At 63.3% G+C, this 12,840-nt stretch carries 10 protein-coding genes; 8 read left to right on the plus strand and 2 right to left on the minus strand.

The genetic code is table 11. The annotated features are described in order from the left end of the window. From QT222_RS15420 to QT222_RS15455, 8 genes are all read left to right on the plus strand, one after another. A partial coding sequence (locus tag QT222_RS15420; RefSeq protein WP_491477672.1) for a Zn-binding domain-containing protein occupies positions 1-793 on the plus strand: 793 nt, incomplete at its 5' end. 137 nt (positions 794-930) lie between these two features. After that, positions 931-2,133, plus strand: coding sequence for a hypothetical protein (locus tag QT222_RS15425; RefSeq protein ID WP_004056549.1), 1,203 nt, complete (start codon positions 931-933; stop codon positions 2,131-2,133). A gap of 79 nt (positions 2,134-2,212) precedes the next feature. Continuing rightward, positions 2,213-3,376 carry an iron ABC transporter substrate-binding protein gene (locus tag QT222_RS15430; protein ID WP_004056547.1) on the plus strand — a complete coding sequence of 388 codons (1,164 nt, stop codon included), beginning with the start codon at positions 2,213-2,215 and terminating at the stop codon, positions 3,374-3,376. Positions 3,377-3,388: 12 nt separating this feature from the next. Then, entirely contained in the window at positions 3,389-4,984 is a 1,596-nt protein-coding gene (locus QT222_RS15435) for an ABC transporter permease (RefSeq protein ID WP_491477673.1), read from the plus strand. Continuing rightward, entirely contained in the window at positions 4,974-6,155 is a 1,182-nt protein-coding gene (locus QT222_RS15440; protein WP_491477674.1) for an ABC transporter ATP-binding protein, read from the plus strand. Before QT222_RS15435 ends, QT222_RS15440 begins: the two co-directional genes overlap by 11 nt. A gap of 2 nt (positions 6,156-6,157) precedes the next feature. Beyond that, positions 6,158-8,491: an ArnT family glycosyltransferase gene (locus QT222_RS15445; RefSeq protein ID WP_491477675.1), complete on the plus strand. Its 2,334-nt coding sequence runs from the start codon at positions 6,158-6,160 to the stop codon at positions 8,489-8,491. After that, positions 8,488-8,655: a hypothetical protein gene (locus tag QT222_RS15450; protein ID WP_155844679.1), complete on the plus strand. Its 168-nt coding sequence runs from the start codon at positions 8,488-8,490 to the stop codon at positions 8,653-8,655. The genes QT222_RS15445 and QT222_RS15450 overlap by 4 nt, the downstream gene beginning before the upstream one ends. A gap of 91 nt (positions 8,656-8,746) precedes the next feature. Beyond that, positions 8,747-9,175 (plus strand): DoxX family protein, encoded by a 429-nt coding sequence (locus QT222_RS15455; protein WP_004056525.1) that lies wholly within the window; start codon positions 8,747-8,749, stop codon positions 9,173-9,175. A 22-nt stretch (positions 9,176-9,197) separates the two neighbouring features. On the opposite strand, the gene gghA is transcribed toward QT222_RS15455, so the two are convergent. Continuing rightward, on the minus strand, positions 9,198-11,798 hold the full coding sequence (gene gghA, locus QT222_RS15460; protein ID WP_491477676.1) for a glucosylglycerol hydrolase: 2,601 nt from the start codon (positions 11,796-11,798) through the stop codon (positions 9,198-9,200). Between the two features lie 77 nt (positions 11,799-11,875). After that, the coding region (locus QT222_RS15465) for an alpha-amylase family glycosyl hydrolase (protein ID WP_491477677.1) at positions 11,876-12,840 on the minus strand (965 nt) is incomplete at its 5' end.

Consider the following 12,840-nt stretch of genomic DNA (forward strand, 5'->3'; position numbering starts at 1 on the left):
CAACGAGACTATCGCGAAACTCGCATTCGACGACGCACTTCGGGACGCTCATCCGGGCGAGGTGTACCACCATCAGGGCCAGACCTACGAGGTCGCCGACCTCGATTTGGACCGCGACGTCGCCCGTCTGCAACCGACGTGGGCGGACTACTACACTCGCGTCCTCCACGACAAACACATCACCGTCGAACGGGATATCCTGTCGAAACCGCTGTCGGCGCGGTCGGACGTGGAAGTCAGATTCGCCGAGGTGACGATGCGGAAGCAAATCACCGGCTTCGAACGCCGCGACCCGAAGCGCGGGACCACCATCGGCCAACAACTGCTCGACCTGCCGGAGACGAGCCTTCGGACGAAAGCGCTGTACTTCACTGTCCCCAGCGACATAGAGTCCGAGATGCGCGAGTTAGGTAGTTCCCACGAGAAAGGGAGCGACTACGCGTTTAACGGCGGTATCCACGCCGCAGAACACGGAATGATTTCGCTCTTCCCGCTGACGCTCCTGTGTGACCGCGGCGACATCGGTGGCCTCTCGACACCATATCACGACCACACGGGCCAATCGACAATCTTCATCTACGACGGCCATCCCGGCGGCGTCGGCCTGACTCGCGCCGGCTACGATATCGTTGAGCGCCTAATGCGGCAGACGGCGCGCCTCATCGACGATTGCGACTGCGAGGCTGGCTGTCCGTCCTGCGTCCAGTCGCCGCAGTGTGGGAACGCGAACGACCCGCTGGCGAAGGACACCGCAGCCCTGCTGTTGGAGTCGCTGACGGGAATCTCGGAGTGACCGTTTCGAAGTCGCCGGTGGATGACGAAGCGAACGTTCGGAGTTACGGGGGGATGGCAAATCGAACGTTTCGGACGTCTGAAGGGTTTGAGACGGGACCAACAGGTACTTTTGGTCAGCCTAAAGTCATACAGACAATGGAATCGGATATCTGTGTCGTCGTTCCGACCATTCGGGAGTACGAGTGCATGCGGTCGTACTTCGACAACGCCCGCGCACACGGCTTCGACCTCGACCGGCTGTTCGTCCTCCTCGTGACGGAGGACTTCTGCGACACCGAGGGGATGGTGGCGATGCTCGACGACGAAGGGGTTTCGGGGGCAGTGTTCGACGAGTCGGCCCGTGAGGAGTGGTACGCCGAGCAGGGGATTTCTGAGTACTCGCACCTCGTCCCGGCGGCGAGTCACGCACAGACGAGTTTCGGCCTCTTGTACATGTGGGCACACCCCGAGTTCGAATACGGGTTCTTCATCGACGACGACACCCTCCCGCACGACGAGTGGGACTTCTTCGGTCGGCACATGGAGAACCTCCACCGTACCGACGAGGTAGAGTCGGTGTCGAGTAACGAACGGTGGGTGAACGTCCTCTACCAGAACGCCGACGAACACGGACTGTACCCACGCGGGTACCCCTACTCGGCGATGGGCGAGACGGTCGAGACGGACACCCGCGAACTCCGCGACGTGGTCGCCTCGCAAGGCCTGTGGACCAACGTGCCGGACCTCGACGCCGTCCGCATCCTGATGGACGGCGACCTCGAAGGGCAGGCACAGACCCGGACCGATTTCGACGACTTCGACGGCGACTTTGTCGCCGAACCGGGCCAGTATCTCACCGTCTGTTCGATGAATCTCGCGTTCAAGCGCGAGGTCATCCCGGCATTCTACCAGTTGCCGATGGACGACAACGAGTGGGAAGTCGGCCGCTTCGACGACATCTGGTCGGGCGTCTTCCTCAAGCGCGCCGCGGACGTGTTGGGCAAAGATGTCCTCACCGGCTATCCGCTCTGCGAACACAACAAGGCCGCGCGGCCGACGTTCGACGACCTCAACAACGAGGTACCGGGCCTCGAACTCAACGAACACCTCTGGGAAGTCGTCGATGCGGTCGGCGAGATCGACGAGCGAACCTCGTCGGCCCACCGGATGCAATCCGGTGACGACGCCGACTCCTACGCCGCGGTGTTCGAAGCGATGGCGGACGCGCTCGCCGACGGCGACTGGTCCGACTATCGAAACGGCGAGTTCTTCAATTACGTCGGCAACCATATGCAAGACTGGCTGGACTGCCTGGACGTGCTTGCGACCCGAAAAACAGCTACCCCCGCTGACGACTAACCCCTCCTATGTTCTATTTCTGTAACTTCACCCTTCGAACCGGTAGGTATAAATGTTTTAGGGTAGCCTAAATCAATATATGCAAGATCACGACCGGGAGCTTCGCGGCCACGGTCGTCGTCGGTTCATTGCGACGGCGGCGGCGCTTGGTCTCGGCTCGCTCGCTGGCTGTGCCGGACTCGGCGGCGAAGACGAGACGACGACCGAATCCGGCGGCAACGAGACGGTTGAGCAGATCGGCTCCGGGCGCTCTCCGTTCGGCGACCGCGAGATTACCGGCGGCGTGTCGGTGGCCGATATGCCGGACCTCTCGGGCGAACTGACGCTTTACTCCGGGCGCGGAGAAGCGCTCGTCGGCGAACTTATCTCCTTTTTCGAAGACTACTACGACGACTTCACCATCCGTCCGCGGTACAACTCCGCGGCCGAACTCGTCAATCAGATTCAGACGGAAGGCCAAAACAGCCCCGCCGACGTGTTCTTCTCCGTTAACGCGGGGTCACTCGGTGCGTTGAAGGACGCCGGACGGACACAGAAACTTCCGAGCGAGGTTCTCGACCTCGTCCGCGACGAGTTCCACGACCCGGACGGCCAGTGGACCGGTACGTCTGGACGCGCCCGGACTGTCCCGTTCAACACCGACCAGTTCGACGAGTCGGAGATTCCGGACGACATCATGAAGTTCCCGGAGACCGAGGCGTTCCGCGACAACATCGGCTGGGCCCCGACGTACTCGTCGTTCCAGGCGTTCATCACCGCGATGCGCGTCCTCGAAGGCGAGGAGGCGACCAAGCAGTGGCTTCAGGGGATGCAGGACCTCGGTGTCACCGAGTTCAAAGACGAGTTCCTCGTCTCGCAGGCCGTCGCCGACGGCGAAATCAGCGCTGGCTTCGCCAACCACTACTACATACAGCGCATCCTCGCCGGTCGCCCGAACGCGCCGCTCAAAACCGCGTTCACTTCGGGTGACGCCGGGTCTATCTTCAACGTTGCAGGCGCGCTTGTCCTCAATACGGCTGACGATGCCGACCTCGCGAGCAACTTCGTCCGACACCTGCTGTCGGCAGAGGCGCAGGACTACTTCGCGCGGACGACCTTCGAATACCCGCTCGTCTCGGGTGTCGACCCCATCGGCGAACTTCCGAGTATCGACGAACTCAACCCGCCGGAAGGACTCGACCTGACGCAGCTTTCGGACCTCGAAGGAACCGTACGACTCTTGCGTGAGGTGGGCGTGCTCTGAGGTGACCCACTGATGGCGACCGAACAGCGGACGACGACTGGGGGAGGGGACGACGAGCAACCGCTCGGACTGACAGTCGCGAGCGGTGCCGTCGCCGCCGCCGTCATCGTCCCGCTGTTGTGGCTCGTCAAATCGGCGCTCGAAGTCGGACTGTCGGATGCGCTGGCACTTCTCACGCGCCCGACGACGGTGCAAGTGTTCTTGAACAGTACCGTCCTCGTCGTCCTCGTGACCGCCGCGTGTATCGCACTCGGCGTTCCCCTAGCGTACCTCACCGTCCGAACCGACCTCCCGTTCAAGCGTTTCTGGACAGTCGCCGTCTCGTTACCGCTCGTTATTCCGAGTTATATCGGCGCGTTCACGTTTGTGTCCGCGTTCGGCCCGCGGGGTGTACTTCAGCGTCTACTTGCGCCGCTCGGCATCGATTCGCTTCCGGAAATTTACGGCCTTCCCGGTGCCGTGTTGGTGCTGACGCTCTACACCTATCCGTACGTGTTCATCACCACCCGGGCCGCGTTGAAGTCGATGGACACCACGCTCATCGACGCCGCGCGGACCCTGAACCATTCCCGCTGGGAGGCGTTCAAGCGGGTGACCATCCCGCAGATTCGCCCGGCAGTCGCCGCCGGAGCGCTCCTCGCCGCGCTCTATGCCCTCTCGGACTTCGGTACGCCGGCCATCATGCGGTTCGACGCGTTCACGCGCGTCATCTACGTCGAGTTCGGGGCGTTCGGCCGCGACACCGCGACACTGCTTTCGCTGCAACTCGTCGCCGTGACGCTCGTGATTCTCACGCTCGAATCGCAGATTCGCGGTAACGAGCGGACGACGACCGGCGGCCGCTCGGGGAGTGTCATGAAACTCGGTCGCTGGAAATACCCTGCGGTCGGGTTCGCAGCACTCGTCGCCATTGTCGCGCTGGTCGTCCCGATGGGTATCCTGCTCACGTGGCTGGCGGAGGGCGTCGCCGAAACGGGCCGGTCGCTCGCCTTCCGGCCCGAATACGCGTTTAATTCCGTGCTTGTTTCCGCCGCGACCGCGGGCGCGGCGACTATCGCGGGTCTCCCCGTTGCGTATCTCGCCGCACGCCACTCCTCGCGGCTAAGTTCTCTCTTCGAGCGCGCGACCTACATCGGCTACGCGGTGCCGGGCGTCGTCCTCGGTCTCGCGCTCGTCTTCTTCGGCAGTTCGTATGCGACACCCATCTACCAGACGCTCTATCTCCTCGTCTTCGCCTACGTTATCCGCTTCCTTCCGCAGGCCATCGGGTCGCTCCGGGCGTCGTTCCTCCGGGTTGACCCTACCCTGCCGGAAGCCGCGCGAACCCTCGGGGAGACCCCGACCGGAGCATTCCGTCACGTGACGCTGCCCCTCGTCGCGCCCGGCCTGTTCGGCGGCGCGGCACTCGTCTTCCTGACTACGATGAAGGAACTGCCCGCGACGCTCATGCTTCGTCCGTCCGGGTTCAAAACGCTCGTGACGCACATCTGGTCGGCCCACGAACAGGGCTACTTCGGCCAAGCCGTGGTGCCCGCGCTCATCCTATTGTTCGTCTCGGGGCTATCGATGCTCATCATCATCAGACAAGAGGGATACGATGTCAAATAGCACACTCAAAACGCAAGACCGTTCGAACCACCATCAGTCCTCACAAACCGATATGACCGCCGGTTCCGATTCCGACGCCGACACCGACATCGTCCTCGAACTCGACGGCGTTTCGAAATCCTACGGCAGCGAGTCGGTCATCGACGACCTGTCTATCAGCGTCAAAGAGGGCGAAATCCTCACGCTACTCGGTCCCTCGGGATGCGGGAAGACGACGACGCTCCGACTCACCGCCGGTCTCGACCATCCGAACGAGGGTGCGGTTCGACTATACGGAACAGTGGTCTCCGGCAACGGAGGCCTCACTGCTCCCGAAGAACGCGGCGTCGGCGTCGTATTTCAGGAGTTCGCGCTGTTCCCGCATCTCACTGCATCCGAGAACATCGCCTTCGGGCTGAAAGACCTCAACAAAGCGGACCGCGAGGCCCGCGTGGGGGAACTGCTGGACCTCGTCGGGCTTGAGACGCAGGGCGAAAGCTATCCTGACGAACTCTCCGGCGGGCAACAACAGCGGGTCGCCCTCGCCCGCTCGCTCGCGCCCGAACCAGAGATTCTGCTCCTCGACGAACCCTTCTCGAACCTCGACGTGGACCTCCGCGTCCAGATGCGTGAGGAGGTTCGTCGCATCCTCAAGGAGGCGGGCGTCACAGCGGTTTCGGTTACCCACGACCAAGAAGAGGCGCTGTCCATCTCGGACCGCGTCGCCGTGATGAACGACGGCGACCTCGAACAGATTGGCGAACCCGAACAGGTCTTCCAGCACCCCGAATCGCGGTTCGTCGCCGGTTTCCTCGGCTACGCTGGTTTCCTGCCGGGCCGCGTCGATGGTGACGCGGTCAAGACGGAACTCGGGACAGTCGGCCGCGACCAAATTCACGGACTCGCACCCGAGTACGACGAGACCGACATCGACATCCTCGTCCGCCCGGACGACGTGTCCGCCCACGCCTGCGATGGCGAAGGCCACGGCGAGGTCGTCGGCAAGCGCTACCTCGGGCCGACCATCCTCTACGAGGTCGAACTGGACGGCGGCGACGACCTGCTTTGCATGCACAACCACGACGAGACCGTCCCGACCGACGGTCGCGTCGAGGTGTCACTCGATGCGGGCCACGAACTCGCGTGGTTCCCGCGCGAACAGCGCCCCGACCCCGGCCAGTACTCGGACTAAGGATGGGGAAACGAGGCTCACGACTCACCGATATCGACCTCCCGTTCAGCATCGACCGCTTGCGCACGCGCGGGTTCTCGTTTGGCATCGACCGCCAGCGGACGCGCCACCGACTCGCCGCACTCGCCGTCTCGCTTCTCGTCGGTCTCGTCGTTACCTGGCTGGCGGTCGACCTCTTTCCGTACCACACGGTCAACGACGACGAAGGCGTCTACCTCACGCAGGCGGCGATGCTCTTGGAGGGCAAGCTATTTCTCTACCCCGGAGCGCTCGCGGAGGCCGTCAGACCGTGGTTCTTCATCGTCCAAGAGACCGCGAGCGCACCCGGTGGGGTCCAACTGTACTCGAAGTATTCGCCCGCGGTTCCGGCGCTGTTCGCCCTTGGTCTCGCCGTCGGCTTACCGAATCTCGTCTTGGGCGGCGTCGCCGCGGTGACCGCAGCACTCGTCTATATCCTCACCGCAGACATCTTCGACCGCCAAACGGGCATCGTCGCGGCGGGCCACCTCGGCCTCTCGCCACTGTTCCTCCTCACGTCGGCGACGTTCCTCGCGTACGCGCCGACGACGATGCTCAATCTCGGGTTCGCCGTCTGCTACGTCAGGGCTGCCCGCCGCGATTCGTCGGGCTACGCCGTCGTCGCAGGCACGCTCATCGGTTTCGCGCTCTTCGCGCGGCCCTACACTGCGCTCTTGTTCGCCCTCCCGTTCATAGGACACTCCCTGTGGGCGCTTGCGACCGCCCAGCGAGTCGGAACGGGCTGGGCCGTCTTTCGCCGATACGTCGCTATTGCCCTTCCCGGACTGGCGTTTGTCGGGCTGACGCTCGCCTACAACGCAATCGTGACGGGTGACCCGCTTACGTTCCCCTACATCGCGTTCGCTCCGCACGACGGCATCGGGTTCGGCAGGCGAGAAATCCTCGGCTACGACATCACCTACACGCCCGCAATAGGGGTCGAAACGGCTATCGAAGCGCTCGATATGCTCACAACTCGGTGGGGACCGATGGGATGGTTCGGGACCATCGCCGCCCTCGTCGGCGTCGGACTCACGGTCTCCCGGTGGTGGGGGCACGCGACCGGTCGAAACCGCCGCGGGAGCGACCGGAGACGACATCACGGACTCGGCGGTCGCGACCGCGCGTTTGTGGAACTCTCCGACGACGCGCTCGCCGCCGTCGTCGCCGGGGTATTCGGGTCGGTGTTCCTCGGTAACGTCTACTTCTGGGGGACGCACAACGGACTCCGGAACGGGCTTATCGACCTGCTCGGACCCTTTTACCACTTCGACGCGCTCGTCCCGCTCGTCGTCTTCGGCGCAGCGGGACTCGTTGGCTGTTTCCGCATCAGCACCCGATTCGCTCACCGCCGCTTTTCGGCTTCCGAAGCCCGCGGCGTCGTGTTCTCGGTCGTTCTCATCTCGGCGCTCGTTGCTGGCGGCGTCACTCTCGACGCCGTCGACGACCCCTACGACGAGAACCACCTTCGAACTGAGAACTTGGCATCGACCTACGAACCGCTCATCGAAGCAGGGTTCGAGGACCCACCGCTCACCCCGTCAGTTCCGAGCACCGGTGGGGATACGGGCGTCGGCGGAGCAAACGACTCGAAGGCGCTCGTGTTCCACCCCGACCCCTACGGCGACTGGTCGGCCCACCCGTTCCAGACGCTCCGCAACGACCCCGGCTTCGACGGGCCGGTCGTCTACGCCATCGACGACGGGGCCGAACAGGATTTCACCGTCCTCGACGCGACGAACCGAACGCCGTACCGATTCACCTACCGCGGGTCGTGGACCGGTGCGGAAGACCCGGTCGAACCGGAACTGACCCGCCTCGACGTGCTCTCGGGCGAGCGCGTCGGTGCGACGACGACTCTCGGCGCACCCGATGGCAGCAACACGGTCTCCGTCCGCGCCGAGACGGAAGAGGGGTACGCCCGCTACGACGCGCCGATGCGCGAGAACCTGACCGTCGATTGGGCGATGACGCCCGATGGGGTATTCGTCACGAATTTCCCGAACGCAGCCGGTCCCGACCGAGTTCCAATCCCAAACGGGACGAGCGAGGTCCACCTCGTCGTCACCTACGTTGGCGACTTCGGCGAGACGGTTACGTACCGACAAACCGCCTCTGTGGAGCGGTCTGGTGGGGTCATTCGGGTTATCTGGCCGCCGGAGACGCGGGTCTGTCGGTTGACCACCGACTGCGGAACCGAGGGCCAGTGGGTCGGTCCCGATGGCGACTACCTGCCCGGTGTGTCGGTGGAGATGAATGCGACAGTTACCAACGGGTCAAGTGGGCGCGTCACCGATGTGACGAGGAGCGCGGCGTGACCGTCGTTACCCGCGAGCGAATCGTCGGCCTGCTCGTCGCTATCGTCGTCGCCGAGGCGCTGTTGTTCGTGACGCCGTCGGGGCCGCTGTATTCGATTCCGATTCTCGTCGGTGCAGTGGTGTTCGGGCTTTGGGTCGGTCGGGTGTTGGAGCGAAGGGGATAGTTGGCACCAAATCACCGGATACACACCCAGTGCGATGGACCTGATTCGGTGAGACAAGCCTCTTTGGCTATCGTTCCAACCATGGGACAGCATGAAAAACGAGACCGTCAGCGCACTCGCTCGGGTCAAGCGACCCCTCTGCTACGTGATGGGAATTTTCTACATCGTTGCGGGCGTGATGCACTTCGTCGACCCGGAAGTGTACGTCCAACTCGTTCCGCCGTCGTTCCCGGCGGCGCTCGAACTCGTGTATATTTCCGGGATAGGCGAAGTCGCCCTCGGCGCAGGCGTGTTAGTTCAGCGAACTCGACGTCTCGCCGCGTGGGGACTGATAGCCCTGCTGATTGCCGTCTTCCCGGCAAACGTCTACATGGCGACCCACGACGTCGTGCTCACGGGCGCGCCCGAGTTCATGCGGAACCCCTCCGACGCGGTAAGCTGGGCGCGACTCCCGCTTCAGGGCGTCCTCATCCTGTGGGCGTGGTGGTACACACGGCCGATGTCCGGCGATTCGCGCTGAGCATCGGTCGGTCGACTGTTTTCTACAGTTCGCGCCGCCAGACGATTGCCTCGCCGTTGTCGAGTTCGACAGCAGACGGGTCGGTACTGGACGACGACTCCTCGGCACCGGGTGCGACTAAGGCCGGTTCCCAGCCGTCGGTCGGAATTTCGGGCGCGTTCTCGTCCTCGGCGGCGTCTTCGGCGAGATATTCGGGAGAGGTATCGACTGTGACACCTTCCATGTTCGCGGCGAAGAGCAGTTGTTCGTCTCCCGCAGGGGAGTGACGGAAACCGTAGTAGAGAACCGTTCCGTCGGTCGGATGGCGATAGCTGAAGTAGTCGTCGTCCTCGTCTAAATCGGCGAGGAGCCACGGGCGGTCGTGACGGAATTCGCGGGTTTCGAGGCGGAACTTCATTCGCTCGTCGTCCTGTTCGTCGTGCCAATGGCTCAGGTTGGCGAACTCGTGAACGTCGCGCATCCACGCGTAGCTGTACGCTTCGAGGTCGGCGGCGGAAAGGTCGTCGCCGAGCGGTTGGTCCATCGCCGAGAGCATGTCGGCCATCACGTCGAGGTCGTAGTCTGTGGCCCCGACGGCGGCCGAAAGCGCGTTCATCCACACTAGAAGTTTGTCGTTCGATTCGAAGCCGGGGTCCTTCACGCGGCGGAAGAATCGGTCGTCGTCGAAACCCTCGTCGCGGACCCGCCAGGAGGAGAACTTCGCACCGCCGGAGACGACCCTGACGTTCCACGTCAGGTCGGTATCGCGGACGAACCCCCACGGGGCGCGCATATTGGCGTGGGCAAAATCCATCGGGACACCCGGCAGGAAGCAGTGGAACAGCATGGAGGAGGCCGCGTTGTCGTAGGCTTCGTCTATCGTATCGGGGTAGTCCTCGCCGAGATAGGGATTGACCGGCGACTGGTTGAACTCGACCGTCGGGTCGATTTGCGTCCCGCGGCGAACGGTGTCGTGATTGGCGACGCCCGTCAACCAGTTGCCTCCGAACTCGCCGACTTCGCGGACGCGCCACCACTTCGTCGCCCAGAAGGTGAGAAGGGCGGGCGTGTTGTGCGCGAACGTGATAGGCGACCACTGGAACGAGTGAGGATGCTGTTCGATGAGGGTGCGATACGACGCCGCGAGTTCCCAATCTACTCGCGGCCACGGGCGACCGTCCTCGTATATCATCCACGGACGGTACTCCGTACCGGCGACTTCCTGCGTCACGCGGTCCATCTCTGCGAGGAAGTCGTCGTCGTGGTACATCTCGCCGGTTTCGGGGTCGTAGGAGGTGAAATCCTGTGCGCCGTCGACGCGGATACCATCGGCACCGAAGTCCATCTTCCGACGCTGCATCTCCAAGAAGACGGCCCGAGCGGTCGGTTCGGTGTAGTCGAGGTGCTTACCATACATCCCCGGGCCGAGGATGTAGCGGTCGTTGAGGAGTTCCGCACCGCGGTTGTCAGCGTGGCCGAGCGCCACGTCGAAGACGACTTTGACCGGTCTCGGAAGGTCGTGGCAGGCGGCAATGAAATCCACGAGTTCGTCCGGGCGACCGGTTTCGAGGATGGCCGGGTTCGGCGCGGAGAAAGCGCTGACGACGATATCGTAACCCCAGTTTATAATCTCGGGACGGGCAACCTCGACGGTGAGTTTATCGTCGGACTCTCTTTGTTCGTCCGACGAACCTCCACTCGCTTCACTCGTGGAGATATTGTCGGATTCTCTCTGCTCGTCCGACGAACCTCCACTCGCTTCGCTTGTGGAGGTGTTGGCGGATTCTCTCTGCTTGACGGACCAGAAGTCGTGTTGTTCCTTGTTTTCGGTCAGGGGTTCGAGGGGCATTACCTGAATCCCGTCGTAACCAGCGAAGGCGCGCTCCCACGGTTCGAGTGCGTCGCCAGCGCGTTGCTTCCCGGCGATATCCTCGTAGACCTCGGCGAGACCTGCGAGCGACCCGCGTTCGGTCGCGGTCCCCGGATGAATCTCCAGCATGCTCGTCGCTGGGTCGATACGCGGGAGACCGTCGTCTTCGGTCGTAGAGACGCGTTCATCCTCGGTGCCGAGTGCTTCGAAGTACTCGCGGTCCGTACGAGTTTCGTCGAGGACGCCCACGTCGTAGACCTCGGCGGGCGCGAAGGCACCGAACGGGACGGAGTACGAGACGGGGTCCTGAATCGTCTGTTCCTCGCCGTTTTCGTCCTCGTAGACGAGTTGGTACAGGGAGCCGAGCGTGCCGCGCGTCCCAGTTCGGACGCCTCCAACGACGGCCCAGTGGTACTCACCGGCGCGGCGCACGGAGACGCGGTCACGCCGGAATGAGACTTCTCGGTGGTCGGTCTCGCCGGGGTCGAGGTCCGCTGGCGGCGTCAACAATTCGAGTTCGACTGCGGACTCGGGAACGTCAGCGTCGACGATTTCCGGCGTCCAGAAGCCGAACTCGACGGTTTTGGTGTGAGTGTCGGCACCGGTGTCGGCGTCGGCACTGTCGTCGTGAACGACGTGTGCTCCGAGGCGGGTTGCGAGTTCTTTGGCGGCCTCGAAGGCGTCGTCGTGGCTCTCGACGGTCGTCTCGTACCACGAGACGAGGTCGTCGGTGCGGTCCGAAAGCAGGGTCGGGGGAGCGTATCCTGAGCTCATCGTGTGTCGGGTGGTCAGACGGGGTCGGGACGGTACAGCGCGAACGGTGCTATGCGGGCGGGCAACGTCGAGCGGTACTACACGAGCGGGCAAATCGCCACGTCGTCGACGCGGAGACCGCCCTCAGCAGCGATGGAGTCGCCGGAGACGAGGTCCGTGGCGTCAACGTCGAGGTCGCCGATATCGACCGTCACGGAACCATCGCCGAAGTGCAGGAGACAGAGGTACGAGCCGTCGGCGTGGTCGCGGACGAATGCGACGGCACGGTCGGAATCGGTCTCGTAGTCGATGCGGCGGAACGACCCGCCGTACCTGAGCGCGGGTGTTTCGTCGCGTACCTCGATGAGTCGCTCGTAGTGTTCGCGGATATCGTCGCGGGCGTGCTCCCACGAAAGGGCGTCGCGGCGGCCACGCTGACCGATTTCCTGACCCCCGTAAATCATCGGCACACCGGGGAGCGTAAAGAGCGCGCCCGCGCCAGCCAGCGCTTCGGATTCCCCGCATTCGACGATGTAGCGGGTTTCGTCGTGGTTTTCGAGATAGAGCATGAACGCCGCGTGGTCGGGGAAGCCGACTTCGGCACGCTGGTCGATGGCGTCGAGGATTCGCTCGGCGGGGGCGTCGCCGCGGCCGACCTGTCGAAGGACGAAGTACAGCGTCGTGTCGAAGTGCATGTCGAACATTCCCTCGTGGAAGTCGGCGATGTACGGGATGGTCTCGTCGAGGAGGAGGAAGTCTGAGTCCTTCGATTTCACGCGGTCGCGTATCTCCTGCCAGAAGGTGTCTGGCACGGCCCAGGCCATGTCACACCGAAAGCCGTCGACGATTTCGGCCCACATGTCGACCGCATCGAGTAGATAGCGTCGAACATCGAGATTTCGGTGGTCGAAGTTGGCGATGTACTCCCAGTCGAAGTACGTCCCCGGTTCGCCGTTTTCTTGCCACTCGTACCAGTCGTAGTAGTCCGAGTCGGGATTCTTGTACGCGTCTTTGAAAAACGGATGTTCGCGCGCGGAGTGGTTGAGCACGAGGTCGAAAAGGA

This window comes from Haloferax sp. s1, from assembly GCF_058382125.1.